General features: G+C 42.6%; 24 protein-coding genes. 21 read left to right on the top strand and 3 right to left on the bottom strand.

Features of this window, described 5'->3' with window-relative positions; all coding sequences use genetic code 11:
• Nucleotides 1-39: 39 nt before the first annotated feature.
• Both C9J48_RS04700 and C9J48_RS04695 read right to left on the bottom strand, forming a co-directional pair.
• Complete coding sequence (locus C9J48_RS04700) at nucleotides 40-627, bottom strand: acyl carrier protein phosphodiesterase (RefSeq protein ID WP_006230791.1); 588 nt, start codon at nucleotides 625-627, stop codon at nucleotides 40-42.
• Nucleotides 628-642: 15 nt separating this feature from the next.
• The gene (locus tag C9J48_RS04695; protein ID WP_006230792.1) at nucleotides 643-1098 is read right to left on the bottom strand and encodes a CBS domain-containing protein; all 456 of its coding nucleotides are present in this window, start codon (nucleotides 1096-1098) and stop codon (nucleotides 643-645) included.
• Between the two features lie 361 nt (nucleotides 1099-1459).
• On the opposite strand from C9J48_RS04695, the gene C9J48_RS04690 reads away from it, so the two are divergent.
• The 6 genes from C9J48_RS04690 (at nucleotide 1460) to secF (ending at nucleotide 8366) form a co-directional block, all read left to right on the top strand.
• Nucleotides 1460-2548, top strand: coding sequence for a S1 family serine peptidase (locus C9J48_RS04690; RefSeq protein ID WP_006230793.1), 1089 nt, complete (start codon nucleotides 1460-1462; stop codon nucleotides 2546-2548).
• Between the two features lie 141 nt (nucleotides 2549-2689).
• Nucleotides 2690-3745, top strand: coding sequence for a tRNA preQ1(34) S-adenosylmethionine ribosyltransferase-isomerase QueA (gene queA, locus C9J48_RS04685; protein ID WP_006230794.1), 1056 nt, complete (start codon nucleotides 2690-2692; stop codon nucleotides 3743-3745).
• Nucleotides 3746-4038: 293 nt separating this feature from the next.
• Nucleotides 4039-5166 carry a tRNA guanosine(34) transglycosylase Tgt gene (tgt, locus tag C9J48_RS04680; protein ID WP_006230795.1) on the top strand — a complete coding sequence of 376 codons (1128 nt, stop codon included), beginning with the start codon at nucleotides 4039-4041 and terminating at the stop codon, nucleotides 5164-5166.
• A 24-nt stretch (nucleotides 5167-5190) separates the two neighbouring features.
• Complete coding sequence (yajC, locus tag C9J48_RS04675; protein ID WP_006230796.1) at nucleotides 5191-5526, top strand: preprotein translocase subunit YajC; 336 nt, start codon at nucleotides 5191-5193, stop codon at nucleotides 5524-5526.
• A 25-nt stretch (nucleotides 5527-5551) separates the two neighbouring features.
• Entirely contained in the window at nucleotides 5552-7405 is a 1854-nt protein-coding gene (gene secD, locus C9J48_RS04670; protein ID WP_081450101.1) for a protein translocase subunit SecD, read from the top strand.
• Nucleotides 7406-7418: 13 nt separating this feature from the next.
• Nucleotides 7419-8366: a protein translocase subunit SecF gene (secF, locus tag C9J48_RS04665; RefSeq protein WP_006230798.1), complete on the top strand. Its 948-nt coding sequence runs from the start codon at nucleotides 7419-7421 to the stop codon at nucleotides 8364-8366.
• Nucleotides 8367-8579: 213 nt separating this feature from the next.
• On the opposite strand, the gene suhB is transcribed toward secF, so the two are convergent.
• Complete coding sequence (suhB, locus tag C9J48_RS04660) at nucleotides 8580-9380, bottom strand: inositol-1-monophosphatase (protein WP_006230799.1); 801 nt, start codon at nucleotides 9378-9380, stop codon at nucleotides 8580-8582.
• 209 nt (nucleotides 9381-9589) lie between these two features.
• Here suhB and trmJ point away from each other — a divergent pair, with 209 nt between their 5' ends.
• The 15 genes from trmJ to rodZ all read left to right on the top strand — a co-directional run bounded on the left by trmJ (nucleotide 9590) and on the right by rodZ (nucleotide 22871).
• Complete coding sequence (gene trmJ / locus C9J48_RS04655) at nucleotides 9590-10321, top strand: tRNA (cytosine(32)/uridine(32)-2'-O)-methyltransferase TrmJ (RefSeq protein ID WP_107281041.1); 732 nt, start codon at nucleotides 9590-9592, stop codon at nucleotides 10319-10321.
• Nucleotides 10322-10433: 112 nt separating this feature from the next.
• The gene (gene iscR, locus C9J48_RS04650; protein ID WP_006230801.1) at nucleotides 10434-10952 is read left to right on the top strand and encodes a Fe-S cluster assembly transcriptional regulator IscR; all 519 of its coding nucleotides are present in this window, start codon (nucleotides 10434-10436) and stop codon (nucleotides 10950-10952) included.
• A 31-nt stretch (nucleotides 10953-10983) separates the two neighbouring features.
• Entirely contained in the window at nucleotides 10984-12198 is a 1215-nt protein-coding gene (locus tag C9J48_RS04645) for an IscS subfamily cysteine desulfurase (RefSeq protein WP_006230802.1), read from the top strand.
• 46 nt (nucleotides 12199-12244) lie between these two features.
• Complete coding sequence (iscU, locus tag C9J48_RS04640) at nucleotides 12245-12631, top strand: Fe-S cluster assembly scaffold IscU (protein WP_006230804.1); 387 nt, start codon at nucleotides 12245-12247, stop codon at nucleotides 12629-12631.
• Nucleotides 12632-12649: 18 nt separating this feature from the next.
• A complete protein-coding gene (gene iscA, locus C9J48_RS04635) occupies nucleotides 12650-12973 on the top strand; it encodes an iron-sulfur cluster assembly protein IscA (RefSeq protein WP_006230805.1) in 324 nt (107 codons plus the stop codon).
• A gap of 87 nt (nucleotides 12974-13060) precedes the next feature.
• Nucleotides 13061-13576, top strand: a complete 516-nt coding sequence (hscB, locus tag C9J48_RS04630) for a co-chaperone HscB (protein WP_006230806.1) — start codon at nucleotides 13061-13063, stop codon at nucleotides 13574-13576.
• A gap of 38 nt (nucleotides 13577-13614) precedes the next feature.
• Nucleotides 13615-15468: a Fe-S protein assembly chaperone HscA gene (hscA, locus tag C9J48_RS04625; RefSeq protein WP_006230807.1), complete on the top strand. Its 1854-nt coding sequence runs from the start codon at nucleotides 13615-13617 to the stop codon at nucleotides 15466-15468.
• A gap of 2 nt (nucleotides 15469-15470) precedes the next feature.
• On the top strand, nucleotides 15471-15809 hold the full coding sequence (fdx, locus tag C9J48_RS04620) for an ISC system 2Fe-2S type ferredoxin (RefSeq protein WP_006230808.1): 339 nt from the start codon (nucleotides 15471-15473) through the stop codon (nucleotides 15807-15809).
• 96 nt (nucleotides 15810-15905) lie between these two features.
• A complete protein-coding gene (gene iscX / locus C9J48_RS04615; protein WP_006230809.1) occupies nucleotides 15906-16106 on the top strand; it encodes a Fe-S cluster assembly protein IscX in 201 nt (66 codons plus the stop codon).
• Between the two features lie 374 nt (nucleotides 16107-16480).
• Nucleotides 16481-17767 (top strand): aminopeptidase PepB, encoded by a 1287-nt coding sequence (gene pepB / locus C9J48_RS04610; protein ID WP_006230810.1) that lies wholly within the window; start codon nucleotides 16481-16483, stop codon nucleotides 17765-17767.
• 103 nt (nucleotides 17768-17870) lie between these two features.
• Nucleotides 17871-19148: an aminopeptidase PepB gene (gene pepB, locus C9J48_RS04605; protein ID WP_006230811.1), complete on the top strand. Its 1278-nt coding sequence runs from the start codon at nucleotides 17871-17873 to the stop codon at nucleotides 19146-19148.
• Between the two features lie 142 nt (nucleotides 19149-19290).
• A complete protein-coding gene (gene ndk, locus C9J48_RS04600) occupies nucleotides 19291-19719 on the top strand; it encodes a nucleoside-diphosphate kinase (RefSeq protein ID WP_006230812.1) in 429 nt (142 codons plus the stop codon).
• Between the two features lie 252 nt (nucleotides 19720-19971).
• Entirely contained in the window at nucleotides 19972-21093 is a 1122-nt protein-coding gene (rlmN, locus tag C9J48_RS04595; protein WP_006230813.1) for a dual-specificity RNA methyltransferase RlmN, read from the top strand.
• A 40-nt stretch (nucleotides 21094-21133) separates the two neighbouring features.
• The gene (gene pilW / locus C9J48_RS04590; protein ID WP_006230814.1) at nucleotides 21134-21889 is read left to right on the top strand and encodes a type IV pilus biogenesis/stability protein PilW; all 756 of its coding nucleotides are present in this window, start codon (nucleotides 21134-21136) and stop codon (nucleotides 21887-21889) included.
• Nucleotides 21879-22871 carry a cytoskeleton protein RodZ gene (rodZ, locus tag C9J48_RS04585; RefSeq protein WP_006230815.1) on the top strand — a complete coding sequence of 331 codons (993 nt, stop codon included), beginning with the start codon at nucleotides 21879-21881 and terminating at the stop codon, nucleotides 22869-22871. Before pilW ends, rodZ begins: the two co-directional genes overlap by 11 nt.
• Nucleotides 22872-22876 lie beyond the last annotated feature (5 nt).

Here is a 22876-nt window from a genome sequence, read left to right as displayed (position 1 = left end):
TTGCTCCTTTTTTTATGCGTTTTTTCTCTTGAGCAGATACTAACGTTGAGTAAGGCGATGCTGTTTGGTTGCGGTTATTATTTGGGGATAAACGATACGAAAGACACGCTCTAATTCATCATAATTATCATCTATTTGTTCAGAACACAGCGCAAGTTGATGTAACTTCGGGCGTCTTGCTGCCATCCGTATTAACACTCGTTCAATGCTTGGCTTTTCTCTATATTGGATCAACCATTGTTGCTGCCACATATGAGCACTCATTAAAACATAGCGTTCAGGCAAATTTGATTGGTATTGTCGAACAATGTTCTCTGCGTGTTGTACAAAGTGCTCTAAGGAATAAGGATGAAAATCTTGCCAGTGGACAGCAAGGAAGTGATCCCAAACAATATCTAATGCAATGCCACTAACACGGCGCGTGTTGTCACTAAATAAGTGTCGACATGCCTTTACCTCAGGCATTGCATCAATATAACCATCAACAAAGCGGTGAAGTTTTATACCGTCGGCGACGGGCTTAATGTGTTGCTTGTAAGGGTCGCCCCGAACGAAATCAGCCAGAAGGTTACCTGCCATATCGCTTTGGCAGCAGTCAGCCAAATGCAGATGAGCAAGAAAATTCATGGGTACAGTCTTGTTTTAGGTGGTGTCGTTATCATCAGCAATCGGTTCTATTTCCTCTTGTATCTCTAGTAAGTTAATCGCGATAGAAACAAAGTCTGTATCTGTAATTATGCCAACTAATCGTTTTTTTTCCACTACAGGTAAACAGCCAATTTTATGTTTTTGCATATAGACAGCAGCCTCTTTAAGGCCAGCATGGGGATCAACACTCATTAGAGTTCGATGCATACATTTTTCTAGAGGGGTATCTAAATTAGAGTGGAAGTCGGTTTTTGTTATGCTCTCGAGACTGGATTCTTGAGCAGACAGTACATCACGCTGAGTCACAATACCGATAAGCTGCTCATCTATATCGGTTACTGGAATGTGTCGAATACCAATATCTTCCATAATGGCTTTTGCATCTGCCAATGTATTATGTGGCTGTAAGGTATGTGGGTTTGGGGTCATCATATCGGAAACTGTAAACATATAAACCTCCGGCAGTCCTACTGCAATTAGGTTTCAACAACTCGTCAGCACCTATCCTAATATTGTATCCATCGTTTCTTTCTTTTATTGAGACATCAATTCACACTGAACGTAATTGTTATAAATATGCGTAATAACATGACAATAAAAGCAATATTTAAAATATGGGTGACGATCTTTTTTAACCTCTCATCATTGAATGTAGCTAATCCTAGCGTAATAACTAATGACCAAAATCAATGATTAGTCCGGTAATGAGCGAGTTATTGTTGCTCGTTTGAGGTCGTATTATTATTTTCGAGCCACAAAAATAATAATAGAAAGCTAGAGTTAATAAACGTTCACTCAGTAGGAACACTTAATGACTAAAGCCTTTATTAGTTGCCTTTTGTTTTGTTCTGCATTATTTGTTTTTCAGGTTAAGGCAGACGATAAAGTGGCAGCAACAGCCAAGATTATTGGAGGAATTGAATCTTCCCAGAATGAAATACCATGGCAGGCTTATCTTAATATGACGTATTCCACTGATAATGGCAGCGAGACATTTGTATGTGGTGGAGTGGTTATTGCTTCTCAAGTTGTTCTAACCGCTGCGCATTGCATGCAAAATGGAGCAACAACCGTTCGGGCTGAAAATGTAAAAGTGTGGGCTGGAATTACCAGTGTGTTTAGCGCGCGTACATCCAATGCAGTCCTTGTAACGAAAGTTATTCTTCACCCTTCTTATAATGAAAACCGCTTTGCCAATGATATTGCGCTTTTAGTACTTGGTGCCCCTTTGCCTGTTGCATCTATCCCTATTTTACCTGCGACTCGGGCAGAACAACAATTAGCGGATAATGAATTTGTTAATGGCTGGGTTGCCAACGGTCAGCGAACTGCGAATTTATTAGTATCTGGCTGGGGATCAACCCAAATAGATCCCGATAATAGTTCTGGTTCAACAACGTTAAGACAGACATTACTATCAGGTGTACCTGATACAACCTGCGATAATGTGTGGGGATCGAATATTAACGCAAATGAATTAAGCATTTTCCTTTGTGCGGGTTCTACTTCTCCTTTACTTGCCCGTGACAGTTGTTTTGGTGATTCTGGTGGGCCATTAGTATGGAGAAATATGCAGAGGGCTAGCGACAGTGATTTTGGAGTGCGTTTAGTTGGATTAGTGAGTTTTGGTGAAGGTTGTGCGGGGCAGCTGCCTGGTGTTTATACCGAAGTGGCTCAATACCATGATTGGATTACTGGGCTGCTTAGCAGTGAATTGAACATAGAGACCATGACAACGCCACAATTTACGGTGAACCCATTCAATTCTGATTATACCGGCGCAGGTGCTGATATTGCTACACCTTCAACAACGGGTGTAACGTCGGATGATGGTGGGGGCAGTGTCGGCTTCTTCAGTGTGTTATTTATGGCTGCTTTTACCCGTTGGCGTCGTTCTTAAATTTGGCTGGCAATTATATGTAGGATGTAATCCATTACTTTCGAGATCAGACAGAAAATTAATTTGTGATTCCCATCTTTCCTTGAAATTGTAGTGGGGCAGCCTATACTAGCTGCCTGCTGTTATTTGGGGCATAAAAAGATGCAAGTTTCTGATTTTCACTTTGATCTACCTGATGAGCTAATTGCTCGTTATCCACAACCTGAACGCACTGCTAGTCGTCTACTGCAACTAACTGGTGAAACTGGAAATATCCAGCATAAGGGCTTTAAGGATGTCTTAGAGTTAGCTGAACCTGGCGATCTATTCGTATTCAATAATACGCGTGTTATTCCAGCTCGTATTTTTGGTCGTAAAGCGTCAGGCGGTAAGATAGAAGTGTTAGTTGAGCGCATGCTTGACGATAAAAGCATTCTTGCGCATGTACGTGCATCAAAATCGCCAAAGCCGGGTAATGAATTATTACTGGGCGAAAATGACGATTATCAAGCTGAAATGATTGCACGTCATGATACGTTGTTTGAAATCCGTTTTAACAGCGATAAAACTGTTTTAGAAATTTTAGAAGAAGTGGGGCACATGCCGCTTCCTCCTTATATCGATCGTCCTGATGAAGATGCTGATAAAGAGCGTTATCAGACGGTTTATAATGCAAAACCTGGTGCAGTCGCTGCACCTACAGCAGGTTTACATTTCGATGATGAACTGATGGCAGCATTAAAAGCAAAAGGGGTTAATTTTGCTTTTGTCACCTTGCATGTTGGTGCGGGTACTTTCCAGCCTGTTCGTGTTGATAACATTGATGATCACCACATGCATTCAGAGTATGTTGAAGTGCCTCAAGATGTTGTTGATGCGGTTAATGCGACCAAAGCGAATGGTGGTCGTATTATTGCTGTTGGTACCACATCGGTACGTTCTCTTGAAAGTGCCGCGCAAGATGCCGTTAAAAAGGGAACTGAATTAGTGCCCTTTTTTGGTGATACAGAAATCTTTATTTTCCCTGGTTATGAATTCCAGCTAGTGGATGTATTGGTGACTAACTTCCACTTACCTGAATCGACGTTGATTATGCTGGTAAGTGCTTTTGCTGGTTATGAACATACCATGAATGCATACCTACAAGCGGTCGATAATCAATATCGATTCTTTAGTTATGGTGATTCGATGTTTATTACTCGCCGGAACAACGTGTAACACTTCTTATTATTAAGTCAGTGTGCCTTAAGGCTGCTTTTGTTAAAATAGCAGCCTTTGTTGTGTTAGGCGAATAGCAAATATCAGCAACAATTATGTTTAAAGAACAGCACGCCCTAGTAATGGTGATGTGATATTTATTTATTCCGCTACGCTTTATGGCGTGGCGATTTGATATCAATCGAATGATTGGCATTATGTGATAATGAAAGTGTGCATTGGGCAATTGGCCTATTGCATTGAATCCCACTTGGGAATTATGTCAGATTGTTTCTCTGGCTTTTGGAGGCTTTGTGAAATTTGAATTAGATAAAACGCAGGGGCGCGCGCGTCGCGGTCGCTTACAGTTTGAACGCGGTACGGTTGAAACCCCTGCTTTTATGCCTGTTGGTACCTACGGTACAGTTAAGGGTATGACGCCTGAAGAAGTAAAAGATACGGGCGCACAGATTCTGCTTGGCAATACATTTCACCTGTGGCTACGTCCTGGTCAAGAAGTGATGAAGCTTCACGGTGATTTGCATGACTTCATGCAGTGGCATGGCCCGATTTTGACAGATTCAGGCGGTTTCCAAGTATTTAGCCTGGGTGCTACACGTAAAATTACTGAAGAGGGTGTGCATTTCCGTAACCCTGTTAACGGTGATAAAGTTTTCATGGACGCAGAAAAGTCGATGGAAATTCAGTACGATTTAGGTTCTGACATCGTAATGATTTTCGATGAGTGTACGCCATACCCGGCAACGCATGATGAAGCGAAAAAATCGATGGAAATGTCACTTCGTTGGGCACAACGCAGCCGTAATCATTTTGATAAGCAAGAAAACCCAAATGCATTATTCGGTATTATTCAGGGTGGTGTGTATGAAGACTTACGTGATGTATCTGTTGACGGCCTAACAAATATCGGCTTTGATGGCTATGCTGTGGGTGGCTTGGCTGTTGGTGAACCGAAAGAAGACATGCATCGTATTCTTGAGCATACATGCCCTCAATTACCAGAAGATAAGCCTCGCTACCTGATGGGTGTAGGTAAACCTGAAGACTTAGTTGAAGGTGTTCGACGCGGTATCGACATGTTCGATTGCGTAATGCCGACCCGAAATGCCCGAAATGGACACCTATTTGTTACTGGTGGTGTGATCAAGATCCGTAATGCGAAACATAAAACGGATACAACACCTTTAGATCCGCATTGTGACTGTTACACTTGTCGTAATTATTCAAAGGCGTATTTGTACCACTTGGATAAGTGTAATGAAATCCTAGGTTCACGCCTAAACACAATCCACAATTTACGTTACTACCAGCGTTTGATGGCTAGTATCCGTAGTGCGATTGAAGAAGATCGTTTCGATGCATTTGTAGAAGAATTTTACGCGCGTCGTGACAGAGAAGTTCCACCATTAAAAAACGCTTAATATTTTAAACGAGGACGTTACTAAATGAGTCTTTTCATTTCTCAGGCAAATGCTGCAGCTGAAGGTGCTCCGCAAGGCGGCAGCATGCAACTTTTTATCATGCTTGGCCTTTTTGCAGTTATTTTTTACTTTATGATTTATCGTCCACAAGCGAAACGTGCTAAAGAGCATAAAACACTTATGAGTTCGATGGGTAAAGGCGACGAAGTACTAACTAATGGCGGTTTGTTAGGTAAGATCACAAAAGTTTCTGAAGAAACTGATTACATCGTGATTGCACTTAACGACAACAATGAAGTTACTATCAAGAAAGATTTCGTTACAGCTGTACTGCCGAAAGGCACAATGAAATCTCTATAATTTTTCGCTTTGAAGGATCATCGCAGTGTTAAACCGTTATCCCTTGTGGAAGAATCTGATGGTGGTGTTAGCACTGCTCGTCGGTCTGCTTTATGCACTTCCCAATGTTTACGGTGAAGATCCAGCGATTCAAATCACCGGGGCGCGTGGCGCCTCGGTTGATATGTCTACTCTGGATACTGTCACCGAAGATTTAAAAAAGAACAACATCTCCTATAAATCTGTCGCTTTCGAAAACGGTACTGTACTTGTCCGCTTTAACGATACTGATACTCAGATCAGTGCTCGCGATATCATCAATGAACAGCTAGGCGATGATTTTGTCGTTGCGCTTAACCTTGCTGCACTGACGCCTGACTGGCTTGAATCTATTGGTGCTTCACCAATGAAGCTGGGTCTTGATTTACGTGGTGGTGTTCACTTCTTAATGGAAGTGGATATGGATGCGGCAATGGAAAAGTTACTCGGTCAACAAGAAGAGACTTTCCGTACCGAATTACGTGAAGCTAAAGTACGTTACCGTGCGATAAGCAAAACAGATTCTTCTGTCGAAGTACGCCTTCGTAATGATGAAGATCTAAAAGCTGCTGAAACGGCTCTCGCAAAGTTACATCCTGATATGCTATTTATTGACAGCAATAGCAATGGGCGTTTCGTTCTTACTGCACAGTTTACTGAAGCCCGTCTGCAAGAAATTCGTAACTACGCAGTTGACCAAAATATCACGATTCTTCGAAATCGTGTGAATGAGCTGGGTGTTGCTGAACCTCTAGTACAGCGTCAAGGCGCTAACCGTATTGTGGTTGAACTTCCAGGCGTTCAAGATACCGCTCGCGCAAAAGAAATTCTTGGCGCAACGGCAACACTTGAATTCCGTGAAGTCGATAGTACGGCAGATCTTGCTGCGGCTGCCGCTGGTCGAGTACCTGCAGGAAGTGAAGTGAAATACACCCGTGATAAGCGTCCGGCTGTATTAAAGAAGCGTATCATCCTTGCGGGGTCTCATATCACTGATGCGAGCTCAAGTGCTGATGAATATGGTCGTCCTCAAGTTAACATCTCGTTAGACAGCGAAGGTGGTAGCAAGATGACAGCTTTCTCACGTAATAATGTGGGTAAGCTGATGGCAACGGTGTTTACCGAGTATAAAGATAGCGGTAAACGTCAAGCAGACGGTAAAGTGATTCTTCAAAAACATGAAGAAGTAATCAACCAAGCAACGATTCAAACTGCGTTAGGTCGTAATTTCCGTATTACTGGAATCGATTCGCAGGCAGAGGCGCACAACTTAGCGCTTCTACTTCGTGCTGGTGCGTTGATTGCACCTATTTCTATTGTTGAAGAACGTACGATTGGTCCATCAATGGGTCAGCAGAATATCGATATGGGTATTCAGGCGATGATTTGGGGCATGGTGGCAGTAATGCTATTTACCTTAATTTATTACCGTGGTTTTGGTTTAATTGCCAATCTGGCACTCGTTATGAACTTGGTATTGATTATTGGTGTTATGTCGATGATCCCAGGTGCGACGATGACCTTACCTGGTATCGCCGGTATCGTATTAACAGTCGGTATGGCTGTCGATGCGAACGTACTGATATTTGAACGTATCCGTGAAGAACTGCGTGAAGGCCGAAGTCCTCAGCAAGCAATTCAGCAAGGTTACGGTAATGCATTCAGTACGATTGCCGATGCAAACATTACAACACTTATCACAGCAATTATTTTGTTTGCTGTTGGTACTGGTGCAATCAAAGGCTTCGCTGTAACACTATCAATCGGTATCCTGACTTCAATGTTCACGGCGATTATAGGTACACGTGCGGTTGTTAACTTTATCTACGGCGGTAAGCGCGTAGATAAACTGTCGATATAGGAGGCGCAGAGACATGTTTCAACTATTGAAAGTGGATAATGCGATCGACTTTATGCGCTGGTCAAAGTTTGCTTTTGTTTTTTCACTAATGATGATTGCAGTAGCAATTGGCACAGTGGCAACGAAGAAGCTTAACTGGGGGCTCGACTTTACTGGCGGTACGTTAATTGAAGTGGGTTTTGAACAACCTGCCGATTTGCTTAAAATTCGTGATTCGTTAGAAGCGGCGGGTTTTGGTGATGCTATCGTACAGAACTTCGGTACTGCTCGTGATGTACTTGTACGTCTGCAACCTCGTGAAAATGCAAAAGGTGAAGTGCTGGGTAACCAGATCATCGATGCATTAAAAGTGGGGACAGGGCAGAGCGTTGAAATGCGTCGTATCGAGTTTGTTGGTCCTAATGTGGGTGACGAACTGGCTGAAGCTGGTGGATTGGCGATTATTATCTCGCTAATTTGTATTTTGCTTTATGTTTCGATGCGTTTCGAATGGCGTTTAGCTGCTGGTGCGGTATTAGCACTTGCGCACGATGTTATTATTACGATTGGTATATTTTCTCTTCTACAAGTGGAAGTTGATCTAACCATTGTTGCAGCCTTGCTAACCGTTGTTGGTTACTCACTAAACGATACGATTGTTGTATTTGACCGTATTCGTGAAAACTTCCGTAAGATGCGAAAGGGTGAAGCGCCTGATGTGATAAACAACTCGATCACTCAAACGCTAAGCCGTACCCTGATTACATCGGGTACAACCTTGTTTGTTGTTATCGCCCTCTTTATGAAAGGCGGAACAATGATCCACGGTTTTGCTTTGGCATTATTGATTGGTATAACGGTGGGTACTTATTCATCAATCTACGTTGCTTCGGCGCTGGCATTGAAATTAGGTATCACTCGTGAACACCTAATGCCGCCACAGGTAGAAAAAGAAGGTGAAGAATTCGACGCAATGCCTTAAATAGGTAGGTGCTCGACTTCATGAATAAAAAACGGAGCCAATAGGCTCCGTTTTTGTATCTATGTTATATCCAGATTGATTTAGTTTGCTGGTCCATATCGATAATCGTTGGGTTAGATGCTGGATATATACCTATGCCTAGATATGTATTTTAAGCATAAAAAAAGCCCCGACATAGTCGAGGCTTCAGAATTTTTGAATCGTTATAAACGATTACTTAGCTAATGCTTCGCCACCGTGTTCACGGATTTTAGCGATGATTGGCTTAACTACGCGTGCGTTACCAGCAACGATGTTGCCAGATACTAGGTAGTTAGTGTTACCAGTAAAGTCAGTACAGATAGCACCGGCTTCACGTGCAATTAGTTCACCAGCGGCTAGTTCCCAAGGCTTTTGGCCTAGTTTAACTACGCCATCAACACGACCTGCTGCTAAGTAACAAAGGTCTAGTGCTGTACAACCAGATTGACGCATATCGTCACATTCAGCAAAAATTGCTGATTGTACTTTGTTAAGCGCTTCTGCGTGTTGCTTAGCTGCGAATGGTAAACCAGTAGCAATAATAGTACCGCTAAGGTCACGAGGCTGTGATGTACGTAGACGTTGGCTGTTAAGCTGTGCGCCAGAACCACGTGTTGCAGTGAAGAGTTCGTTACGAGATGGATCGTATACTACAGAAACTTCAGTACGACCACGCATGCGTAGTGCAATTGAAATAGCGTAATGAGGCAAACCACGAACGAAGTTTTTGGTGCCATCCACTGGGTCGATGATCCACTGACACTCTTTGTCACGGCCTTCTTTAGTACCAGACTCTGCTGCAAGAATGCAGTGATCAGGGTAAGACTTAAGAATAGAATTGATGATGATAGCTTCAGCTTCATGATCAATATTAGTAACGACGTCACTACCTTTATTGGCAACTTCAATGCCTTGAGGTTTTTCTAACGATTTAATGACATGGTCACCAGCCTTTCGCGCAGCGCGAATGGCGATATTAAGCATCGGATGCATAGGATCTTCCCAACGGATGTTAAAGAACTAAAAATCGGCGGCGAGTATAACAGAGCTAGGGCAAAAGGGAAGTGGTTATTTTTTAAACATCATTAGCGAAAACTAAAAAAAGTAGAAAAACACGCTTTAGTTTTACATGTTTTCCCCACTTCTTTATAGGCTGTGCTAAAATCCATCCGCTCTTAAAAATAGTCGGAAATTGCTAAACCATGTTAGATAAAATAAGCGTTGTTTTAATTGGTACATCTCACCCAGGAAATATTGGTTCAGCAGCACGTGCCATGAAGGTGATGGGGCTTACGAATCTAGTCCTTGTTGACCCAGCTTGTGAGATAGACGCTAAGTCTCTTGCTTTAGCTGCTGGCGCGGCAGATGTCGTAACCAATGCAAAAATCGTCAAAACATTAGATGAAGCAATTGCAGATTGTGGTTTAGTGATTGGCTCAAGTGCACGTTCTCGTACATTAGAATGGCCACAACTTGATCCGCGTGAATCAGGTATCAAAACGATTGAAGAAGCAGCTGCGCATCCCGTCGCTATTTTATTCGGTCGTGAGCGTACTGGTTTAACGAATGAAGAATTACAAAAGTGTCATTGCCACGTTTACATTCCGGCGAACCCTGAATACAGCTCATTAAATTTAGCAATGGCAGTACAAACTGTTAGTTATGAAGTGCGTATGGCATTTTTAGAGTCGCAAAAGTACACGGGTGAGAAGAAAGTTGATGAATACCCGCGTGCTAAAGAATTAGAGTTGTTCTACGAGCACCTTGAAAAAGTAACAACTCAGACCCAGTTCATTAATAAGAAGCATCCCGGTATGGTGATGACAAAACTTCGCCGCATGTTTACCCGTGCTCGTCCAGAGCAGCAGGAGCTTAATATTCTGCGTGGTATTCTTTCTTCTATTGAAAAATCATTAGAACATCGCGACAAATAACCCTATTGTGCGTCAGGTCTAAAGCTTGACTGAAATAGTCGGGTAAATACTTGACCATTTTAGTCGGGTATGTAACACTCGTGCTATATACATAAGTGGATAGCGGTGTGTTATGAGATTGACTTCAAAAGGAAGATATGCGGTAACTGCGATGCTTGATGTCGCTCTGCATTCTCAAGATGGTCCTGTACCTTTAGCGGATATTTCCGAACGACAAGGTATTTCACTGTCTTATTTAGAACAACTTTTCTCACGCCTACGTAAAGCTGGTCTTGTGGCGAGTGTTCGTGGACCAGGTGGTGGTTATCGCTTAGGTGAAGACGCGAATGACATCGCGGTAGGCATGGTCATCGCAGCTGTTGATGAATCGGTTGATGCTACAAAGTGTCATGGTAAAGCTGACTGTCAAGGTGGTGTACGCTGCTTAACACATACTTTATGGCATGACTTAAGCTCCCGTATCAGCGGCTTTTTGAATAACATCACTCTTGGTGAGTTGATGAAAGATAATAACGTTCAAGAGATTTCAGGTCGTCAAGATCAAGTCTTAAGCAATAGTTCGCTAAGAACGTCTTTTGGACATAAAAAAACACACGATAGCACCACTATAGGTGTCGATGTCCGCTCTTAGTAGCTAGACATCCGTGTTTTCGGAGATGAAAATGAAATTGCCAATATATTTTGATTATTCCGCTACTTGCCCAGTAGATCCACGTGTTGCTGAAAAAATGATGCAATGCCTGACAATGGACGGGAATTTCGGTAACCCTGCTTCTCGTTCACACCGTTTCGGCTGGCAGGCTGAAGAAGCTGTTGATACAGCGCGTGAGCAAGTTGCTGATCTAATGAATGCTGACCCACGTGAAATTGTGTTTACGTCTGGTGCAACAGAATCTGACAATCTTGCAATTAAAGGCGCTGCGCGTTTTTATAGCAAAAAAGGTAAGCACATCATTACCTGTAAGACTGAGCACAAAGCGGTATTAGACCCTTGTCGCCAGCTCGAGCGTGAAGGCTTCGAAGTGACATATCTTGCGCCAGAAGCAAATGGCTTAATTGATTTGGCAAAATTGCGTGATGCGATTCGTGAAGACACCGTTCTAATGTCTATCATGCACGTAAATAACGAAATTGGCGTAATTCAAGATATTACCGCTATTGGCGAACTTTGCCGTGAAAACAAAATTGTTTTCCACGTTGATGCTGCACAGTCTATCGGTAAGCTACCGATCGATGTACAGGCAATGAAAGTTGACCTTATTTCAGTAACATCACATAAAATTTACGGTCCTAAAGGAATTGGTGCGCTTTACGTTCGTCGTAAGCCTCGTATTCGTTTAGAAGCACAAATGCACGGCGGCGGTCATGAGCGTGGTATGCGTTCTGGTACTCTTGCTACCCACCAGATTGTTGGTATGGGTGAAGCATTCCGCATTGCTAAAGAAGAGATGGAACAAGATCGTGTGCATACATTAGCACTACGTACTCGCCTTCTTGATGGCCTGAAAGATATGGAATCAGTTCATATTAATGGTGACCTAGAGCAACGTGTATCAAGTAACCTGAATATTAGCTTTGCTTTCGTTGAAGGTGAGTCTTTATTAATGGCACTGAAAGATCTCGCTGTTTCTTCTGGTTCAGCATGTACTTCAGCAAGCCTTGAGCCTTCATACGTACTGCGAGCGCTTGGTTTAGATGATGAATTAGCACATAGCTCAATTCGTTTCTCTTTTGGTCGTTTCACGACAGAAGAAGAAATTGATTACGCAATTACACAGATTCGTACTGCAGTAGAAAAACTGCGTGATATGTCGCCGCTTTGGGATATGCACAAAGAAGGTATTGATCTTAACTCTGTTGAGTGGGCACACCACTAAGCTAGCGGTCATAAACTTGTGATCATCAAATGTCGAGGAAATCATCATGGCATATAGTGAAAAAGTCATCGAGCATTATGAGAATCCGCGTAACGTGGGCTCTTTCGATAAAAATGATAAAAACATTGGTAGCGGCATGGTGGGTGCACCAGCATGTGGCGACGTAATGAAGCTTCAAATCAAAGTAAGTGATGAAGGTATCATTGAAGATGCGAAGTTTAAAACGTACGGTTGTGGTTCTGCAATTGCCTCAAGCTCGCTAATCACTGAATGGGTGAAAGGTAAGAGTTTAGATGAAGCGGCAGCTATCAAGAACTCAGCAATTGCTGAAGAACTTGAACTACCACCAGTGAAGATCCACTGCTCTATTCTTGCAGAAGATGCAATTAAAGCCGCAGTTAGTGATTATAAGAAGAAACACGAAGCAAACTAAGACGTTGAGGGTTGTTGTATGGCCATTACTATTACTGAAGCGGCAGCAGGTCGCGTAGCTACTTTCCTTGAGAATCGCGGTAAGGGCTTTGGCCTTCGCCTAGGTGTCCGTACTTCGGGATGTTCAGGAATGGCTTACGTTCTCGAATTTGTTGATGATATCAATGAAGAGGACGAGGTATTCGAAGAGAAAGGTGTAAGAATCGTAATTGATGCAAAAAGCCTAGTTTATCTTGACGGTACCGAGCTTGATTTTGCCAAAGAAGGGCTAAATGAAGGCTTCCAATTCAACAACCCGAACGTATCAAGCGAATGTGGTTGTGGTGAAAGCTTCAACGTTTAATCGCTATAAGTCAGTTTCCACTGAGCCTAACTGTTATATCTTCATATATACCAGTTAGGTTTAGTATTTAGAGATACCAGACGCGATATGAATCATTTCGAATTATTTAGACTTCCTTTCCAATTTGAACTGGATGGTGGTCTTCTGTCAACTCAGTTCCGGGAACTACAACGTCGTTTCCATCCTGATAACTTCGCTACAGCTTCAGAACGTGATCGCTTAATGTCTGTCCAAAAAGCAGCGCAAATTAACGACGCATTCCAAACGCTAAAAAATCCAATCTCACGAGCTGAATATATGCTTTCTGAGCAAGATATGGATATTCGTGGCGAACAAAAAACGCTACAAGATCCTGAGTTCTTAATGCAGCAAATGGAGTTGCGTGAAGAACTTGAAGATATCTCAGATGCAAGTGACCCTGAAAGTGCGCTATTTGATTTTGAACAGCAAATAACAGTGTTATATAAATCGCAATTGAGCACTCTTGAGCAACTATTAAATCAGGAAGATTGGGAAGAAGCGGCAGATGCCGTGCGTAAGCTAAAATTTATTGATAAGCTGCGCTATGAAATTGAACGTCTTGAAGAGACTTTCTTTGACTAATTGCTTCTCACCCGAGCACTAACTCCACAGGAAAGATAATGGCACTGTTACAGATTGCTGAACCAGGTCAGAGTGCGGCACCGCATCAACATCGTTTAGCGGTGGGCATTGATTTGGGTACCACAAATTCTCTCGTTGCTGCTGTGCGCAGTGGTGTACCAGAAACCTTAAAGGATGATAAAGGGCGTTCTATTTTGCCTTCAATTGTTCATTATGGTGAGGAATCCCTGCTTGTTGGCCATGAAGCCAGAGAGCTTGCTCAGCAAGATCCTAGTAATACTATCTTTTCAGTAAAACGTTTGATGGGGCGCTCTTTAGCGGATATCCAACAACGTTACCCGCATTTACCATATCAATTTGAAGCGTCAGATAACGGCTTACCCCAATTAATGACACGTATGGGGAAAGTTAATCCGGTACAAGTCTCTGCCGAGATCCTTAAAGCCCTTAATGCACGCGCTGTGGCGACATTAGGTGGTGATCTTGAGGGTGTCGTTATAACGGTTCCGGCATATTTTGATGATGCGCAACGAGCTGGCACTAAAGATGCGGCAAAGCTAGCAAACCTAAATGTATTACGTTTACTTAATGAGCCAACAGCCGCTGCGATTGCTTATGGTTTAGATTCAGGTCAAGAGGGCGTTATTGCTGTTTATGACTTAGGTGGCGGTACATTTGATATTTCTGTTTTACGTTTATCGAAAGGTGTATTTGAAGTATTAGCAACTGGCGGTGATTCAGCATTGGGTGGTGATGATTTTGATCACTTACTTGCAGATTGGATTAAAGAGCAAGCGGGCTATACTGGTGATTTAACTGCGCAACAAATGCGTATGGTACAAGATGCTGCCACTGACGCTAAAATTGCGTTAACAGATGCAGATACAGCCCAGATTGATGTGTTGAATTGGCAAGGTTCTGTTACTCGTGAACAGTTTAATGCGTTGATTCAGCCTTTAGTAAAGAAAACACTGATGTCTTGTCGCCGAGCGATCAAAGATTCTGGCATTGAAATTACAGATGTTATCGAAACTGTGATGGTTGGTGGTTCAACACGTGTGCCATTGGTACGTGAAATGGTGGGTAATTACTTCGGTAAAGAGCCACTAACATCGATTGACCCAGATAAAGTTGTTGCGATTGGTGCATCAATTCAAGCTGATATCCTAGTCGGTAATAAGCCTGATTCAGATATGCTATTACTTGATGTTATTCCATTGTCTTTAGGTATAGAGACAATGGGGGGCATGATTGAAAAAATCATTCCTCGTAACACGACAATTCCTGTCGCTCGTGCGCAAGAATTCACCACGTTTAAAGATGGCCAAACAGCCATGTCGGTACATGTGGTGCAAGGTGAGCGTGAAATGGTAAGCGATTGTCGTTCTTTAGCGCGATTTACACTACGTGGAATCCCAGCTATGGCGGCCGGTGCTGCACATATTCGTGTTACGTATCAAGTTGATGCCGATGGTCTATTGTCTGTTACTGCAATGGAAAAGAGCAGTAACGTTCAATCATCTATCCAAGTTAAACCTTCTTATGGTTTAAGTGATGATGAAGTCGCAACCATGATTCGTGAGTCAATGACGCACGCGCAAGATGATAAAGATGCACGTACATTAGCCGAGCAACAAGTTGAAGCTGATCGTGTATTGGAAGGCCTAATTACAGCTCTCGCAATCGATGGTGATACATTACTGTCAAAAGAAGAGCGTGAAACGCTGGAAGGCGTAATGATGGAACTTGTTCAGCTGCGTCAAGGTAATGATTACCGAGCAATTGAACAGGGTATTAAGAAAACAGATAAAGCGAGCCAAGAATTTGCTTCACGTCGAATGGATCAATCTATTCGACAGGCATTGGCTGGTCAATCGATAGATGAGGTTTAGGCATGCCTAAAATCGTTGTATTACCACATGAAGAACTTTGCCCTGAAGGCGCAATTTTAGAAGCTAAAACGGGTGAAACTGTACTTGATGTAGCACTGCGTAATGGTATTGGTATTGAACATGCTTGTGAAAAGTCATGTGCATGTACGACTTGTCATATTGTTATTCGTGAAGGTTTTGATTCACTGGATGAAAGTGATGAGCTAGAAGATGACATGCTTGATAAAGCATGGGGTCTTGAACCTGAATCCCGTTTAGGTTGTCAGGCAACGGTTTCGGATAGTGATCTTGTTGTAGAGATCCCTAAATATACGATCAATCTAGCTTCTGAGCAGCACTAAGTTTTGTTCTTTTATTTATCAAAATATTGAGTATTAAGGTAAGTAAAAGCAACGATATTAGTGACAATCACGTTATAACGATTAAGAGGTAGCATCATGAGCTTAAAATGGACGGATTCTAGAGAAATAGCGATTGAACTATCTGAGCTGTATCCAGAAACGGATCCTAAGCTGATTCTTTTTACCGATCTTCGCCAATGGATTCTAGACTTAGAAGAGTTTGATGATGATCCCAACCACTGCAGTGAAAGAGTGTTAGAAGCTGTGCAAATGTGTTGGATGGAAGAAGAAGATTAATCGTTTACTTATTGTGATTATTGAACAATTGCCCTACCTTTGATTGAACAATAAAAACAATATGATCTCGCTCTACATCCTGATGTAAACAACTTGTTTATGCGCGGATAACAGAGCAGAGTTAGTGAAAGAAATATAAAAGCGGACCATATGGTCCGCTTTGTTGTATTTAAACCTGTAAATATCTTGTAAAACCGCACTATTACCCCCATAACTTGCTGTAAGCCTGCTTAAAGTGATTTGGCAAATGTCATATCCTTGTTATCAAAAAGCATATTGTTTATCGCGTGGGGATGATAAGAGACAAGGATAATGTCTTTTTAATCTTGTCTATATTGCGCTGATATCCTCATCAAGAATCCAAGGAATTTCTAATGTCTTCTATTATGTCTGTTTTCTTATCCCATGACGCTGCTGCAGAGCAATGGGGAACAAACGCGCTACTTTCTTTTTCTGCTGATGGCACAACGGTTCACCTAAGTGGCGATCAAGAAAGTGCCTTACAGCGTGCTGGTCGTAAGTTGGATACACAAGGAATAAAGCAAGTTTCACTTGTGGGTAGTGAGTGGAACTTAGAAGCAATTTGGTCTTTCATTCAAGGACACCGTAATTCAAAGCCAGGTAACCAGGTTACTTGGGATGGCTTAAATGCTGAAGATGAAACTGAACTGCAGGCGCGCATTAAAACCACAAACTGGGTACGTGAAGTTATTAACCAATCGGCAGACGTTGTACGCCCTTCACAGCTTGCGGCACGTGCGGGTGAATTTGTTAAGTCACTTGCACCAGAGCACGTAACGTACAAAATCATTAAAGGCAATGACTTGATTGATGAAGGCTGGATGGGCACGCACACTGTTGGTCGCGGTTCAGAACGTTCAGCTGCAATGCTACGTCTAGATTACAACCCAACAGGCGATGCTGATGCGCCTGTGCACACCTGCATCGTGGGTAAAGGTATTACTTTCGATTCGGGCGGCTACAGCATGAAGCCTTCAGCCGGCATGACGGCAATGAAAGCCGATATGGGTGGCGCAGCAATGGCGACGGGCGGTTTAGCACTTGCGATTGCTCGTGGTAATAACAAGCGTATTAAATTGATCCTATGTTGTGCTGAGAACATGGTATCAGGTCGCGCGGTTAAGCTCGGCGACATCATTACTTATAAAAATGGTAAAACTGTTGAGGTGCTAAACACTGACGCAGAAGGTCGTTTAGTACTTGCTGATGGTCTTATCTACGCGAGTAGCCAAAATCCTGAAGTCATCATTGATTGTGCAACATTAACGGGTGCGGCGAAGAATGCACTAGGTAATGATTACCACGCATTGCTAAGTTTCGATCAGACACTCTCTCAAAAAGCCTTAGCGTCAGCGGCTGAAGAGCATGAAGGTTTATGGCCGTTACCATTAGCGGATAACCACCGTGGTATGCTGTCATCAAACTTTGCCGACTTATCGAACATTTCAAGTGGTGATTTCTTACCAGGTGCAAGTACCGCTGCTGCGTTCTTATCGTACTTTGTAACAGACTATAAGAAAGGCTGGATGCACATTGATGCAAGTGGCACTTATCGTAAGAGTGGCAACGACAAGTGGTGTGCTGGCGCAACTGGTATGGGGGTGCGTACATTGGCCAACATCTTAAATTCAGCTAGCTAAATATAAGCAGCCGACCATCATGATGCTCCATGGTGGTCAGCAATGCTGAGTATTAAAACACTCATATTATCGAAAACGAATAATTAAAATTTAAAGGCTTTTCATGTTAAGGATTACATTATCAGCGCAAGCCAGTTCAGGGGCTTGGGGAGAAAAGGCATTACTCAGTTATAAAGAAGACGGCGCAGATATTCACTTTAGTGGTGATTTCCCATTACGTCGTATTCAGCAGGCTGCGCGTCAGCTGCAATCGCAAGGTGCAGCAAGCGTCAGCCTTGATGGCGAAGGCTGGAGCTACGAGCGTCAGTGGGCATTCTATTGTGGTTTTGCTGCAACCATGACTCCTGTTGCAATTAAGTGGGCATCTATTGATGAAGATGAACTAGAACTGCTTAATGCGCGTCGTCGAAGTGCTGATTGGGTACGCCAAGTCGTCAATGCGACACCTGAAGATATGTACCCTGAAAAGCTAGCAAATGATGCGATAGCGTTTTTATCATCCGTTGCGGGCGATAAAATACGTTATGAAATGTTAGTGGGTGATCAACTTCTAGAAAACGGCTGGATAGGCACGCATAGTGTTGGCCGTGCGAGTAGTCGACCACCAGTAATGCTAACCCTCGATTACAACCCTACGGGTGATGACAATGCTCCTGTGTCTGCATGTTTAGTCGGCAAAGGGATTACCTTTGATTCCGGTGGCTACAGCTTGAAGTCAAGTGCTGGCATGGTAACAATGAAATGTGACATGGGCGGCGCAGCGACAGTAACAGCCGCATTAGGCTATGCCATTGAGCAAGGTTTGAATCAACGTGTGAAGCTGATCTTATGTTGCGCAGAAAACATGGTTGCTGGTAACGCCTATAAGCTGGGTGATGTGTTAACGTATAAAAACGGATTAACCGTAGAAGTGGTTAATACCGATGCTGAAGGGCGCTTGGTGCTTGCTGATGGCTTAATTGCTGCTAGCGAAACAAAAACACCATTGATTATTGATGCTGCAACCTTAACTGGTGCTGCTTTGATGGCATTAGGAACCGATTACAATGCCATATTTGGTTTAGATAAAACGCTACTGATGAAGGCACAAGAGTTGTCAGAGTTGGTGAATGAGCCAGCATGGCCGTTACCGCTAGAAAAATGGCATCAAGGCAATTGCCCTTCTCACTATGCGGATACAGCGAATAGCCGAACGCAAAAAGGGGGGGGGATGGGCGGTGCATCTAATGCTGCTGCTTTCTTATCACGTTTTGTTGATAGTGAAACAAGCAGCTGGATTCACTTTGATTTAGCGGCTTGCTTCCGCGACAATGCTGATGGTCGTTGGGCTGCTGGCGCAACGGGATTAGGGGTTGCCAATATTGCAGCGTTATTGCTGTAATCGTTAGAAAAAGGCAAGTTATCAACGTTATAACTTGCCTAAACCAGAAAGCAGCATAGTAGAATTTGTTATAACTCAAAGCTGCGTATTACTTGGTATATAGCTTAGCCAAGAACGAATTGACTCAAAAGGAAGAATTATAATGACTATTGAAAAAACGTTTTCAATTGTAAAGCCCGATGCTGTTAAGCGTAATTTGATTGGTGCTATTTACCAGCGTTTTGAAAATGCTGGCTTAAAAATTGTGGCATCAAAAATGGTTCATCTTGATGCAACTAAAGCTCAGGGGTTTTACGCTGAGCATGAAGGTAAGCCATTTTTTAATGAGCTAGTGGAATTCATGACATCGGGCCCTGTGATGGTGCAGGTACTCGAAGGTGAAGATGCGATTCATCGTTACCGTGAATTAATGGGTACAACTAACCCAGAAAATGCTGCATGTGGCACGATTCGTTCAGATTTTGCATTAAGTATGCGTTATAACTCAGTACATGGTTCTGATAGCCCTGAATCAGCGGCACGTGAAATTGCCTATTTCTTTACAGAAGATGAAATTTGTCCACGTGACTAATTATTGATTAAATTTCATACAAAACAGATTATTAACGGGAAGCTTCGGCTTCCCGTTGTCATTTTTGCTTTGCATAAGGTGTTTTTTCGCTGAAGTTACGTGCCATTGCTAAAATAACCTTAGTGCTTACAAGTGGAAACAGGCAGGCAAAGGCTGTACAATTTCGCGCCTTGAATTGTCCTATTACACGCAATCATACTTTTAAGATTGCCAAGGCATAGAATCCGTCATTTTTTAATGAGGCAACAACCGATGACAACAGTCAAAACTAATCTACTGGATTTAGATCGCAAAGGGTTGCGTACATACTTTGCAGAAGAGCTGAATGAAAAAGCCTTCCGTGCTGATCAAATCATGAAGTGGATCTACCAATTCGGTTGTGATGATTTCGATCAAATGACGAATATCAATAAGAAGCTTCGTGAAAAACTTAAGCGTGTTGCTGAAATCCGTGCACCTTATGTTTCGGAAGCACAACACTCAGTTGATGGCACCATTAAGTGGGCCATGCGTGTTGGCGATCAAGATGTTGAAACTGTCTATATTCCTGACGGTGATCGTGCAACCTTGTGTGTTTCTTCACAGGTGGGTTGTGCTCTTGCATGTACTTTCTGCTCAACAGCTCAACAGGGTTTCAACCGTAATTTACGTGTATCTGAAATTATTGGTCAGGTATGGCGTGCAGCAAAAGAAATTGGTATTGAAAAAGAAACGGGTCGTCGTCCTATCACCAATGTTGTAATGATGGGAATGGGTGAGCCACTTCTTAATATGAAAAACCTGATCCCAGCATTAGAAATTATGCTGGATGATATCGGCTTTGGTTTGTCTAAACGTCGTGTAACTGTTTCTACATCAGGAGTTGTTTCTGGTCTTGATCAGATGACGGGTAATATTGATGTTGCTTTGGCTATTTCTTTGCACGCACCAACAGATGAGCTGCGTTCTCAAATCATGCCAATTAATGATCGCTTCAATATCGCGACCTTCCTAGAGTCGGTTCGTCGGTACGTTGAGCAATCAAATGCGAACCGCGGTCGTGTAACTGTTGAATATGTTTTGTTAGATCATGTTAATGATGACATGGAACATGCGCGTCAGTTAGCAGTATTGCTAAAAGATACGCCTGCAAAGATTAATCTTATTCCATTCAACCCGTATCCTGGGTCACCATACCGTAAACCGAGTAATTCACGTATTGATCGTTTCATGAAAACGCTTATGGAATATGACTTTACAGTCACAGTACGTAAAACTCGCGGTGATGATATTGATGCAGCTTGTGGGCAATTAGTCGGTGATGTGATTGACCGCACGAAACGCACACAAGTTAAGCAGCAAGACGGTGAACAAATCCCTGTCAAAACGGTCTAAAAACAGACGTATAGACAAGGATGTCGATGTGAGATAAAACATGGTTAAATGGACGTTGTACCCATTATTGTGTAGCTTGTTGGTAGGCTGTATAACAGTCCAAGAAATAGGCAATAAGAAAGAATTTAATCGTATCGATGCATCTGAGGCCAGGATCGCTCTTGGACTTAGCTATTTAAATGATGGTCAATGGCAACGAGCAAGAGAAAACCTTGAAACAGCATTAAAGTATGCTCCTAGGTATTATCGTGCTCAAAACGCAATGGCATATTACTTTCAGACTGTGGATGAGAATGACGCTGCTGAAAGTATGTATAGAAAAGCATTACGAGATTCACCAAAAAATGGCGATGTTTTAAATAACTATGGTGTATTCTTGTGTAGTGAGCAACGTTACGACGATGCCATCAAAGCCTTTGAAAAGGCAATTAAACAACCGTATTATTATTTGATATCTGCCAGTTATGAGAATGCAGGTTTGTGTAGCCTTAAAAAAGGTGATAATTCACAAGCACAATTTTATTTTAAAAAATCGCTCTCTCATGACCCGTACAGACCAAAATCTATTTTGCAGCTGGCGCAACTTGAAATTGAATCTGATAATTTTAAAGATGCACGCGTCATGCTTTTTAAATTTAACAAGAGATATGGGTATAAAGCGGATAGCTTGTGGCTACTCATTCAGTTAGAAAATCAGGCTGGACGATTAACAGAAGTGGATAAGTATGCCGTTTTGCTTAAAGAGCAGTTCCCAGATTCTCAGCAATATCAGAAATATCTAGCCAATGAATATTAAAGAGAACGAAGATAATTCAACAGAAGAAGTGATTCGTCCAGGGGATATGCTGCGACAAGCGCGTGAAAAGCTAGGCTACTCTCAAAAAGATATTGCCAGCCGTTTACGCCTTAAACTTTCTGTTATCAATAATATTGAAGACAACATTTTTGAAGAATCTCAAGTCGCCACGTTTACGCGTGGTTATGTGAGTTCATATGCTAAATATGTTGGCTTAAATGAAAAAGAAATACTGGCAAAGCTGGATCTACTTGGCCATGCACAGCCTAAAGAACAAGAAATGCAAAGCTTCTCTCGTCGAACGAAGCGTGAAGCACATGATAGTCGAATTATGGGTATTACTTGGGGGGTCGCGGCGATCATCATCGGCCTAACCGCTGCATGGTGGTGGCAAAGTGAGCAACTAGAGTCGGGTACTGACTTATCAACGGTTTTTAGTGAGTTGTCTCAACCGTTAGATGAATCCATAGCCAATTCTGACTTATCTGATCCGACGATAACGGGTGTATCAGCTTCTGATATTAATGCGGCAGCTGAAGGTACCGTTGTTACCGCAAGCGAACCTGAAACGGTGTTATCTGCCACTAATGATAGTGATTTGATTTCTGCTGTTGATGATGAAGTTTCAATTTCAAACCCATCCACAGTCATTAATGCGGGGAGCGATAACGACAGTTTTGTCGCAGAGCAAGCGTCGGATGTTATATCTGAAAGTGCGGAGAGCACAGATGACGGTGCCATTGTTTCAGATTTAAAACTGAGCTTTGCCGGAGACTGCTGGATTGATGTTCGTGACGCGAATGGTAAGCGTCTTGATACTGGTATTAAAAAAACGGGTGATGTGCTGAACTTAAATGGCGCAGCACCGTTTAAAGTTGTACTTGGTGCGCCGGGTGTTGTCGAAATGACTTACAAAGGCGAACCTGTTGATCTTAGCGTGTATCCTGCTGGTAAAGTCGCAAGATTTAAGCTTCCGCTGTAAAGAGA

The organism is Photobacterium profundum (assembly GCF_003026285.1).
GTDB classification, from domain to species: Bacteria; Pseudomonadota; Gammaproteobacteria; order Enterobacterales; family Vibrionaceae; genus Photobacterium; species Photobacterium profundum.
The sequence above is the reverse complement of the archived record's forward strand: the minus strand, read 5'-3'. Positions and strand labels throughout refer to the sequence as shown.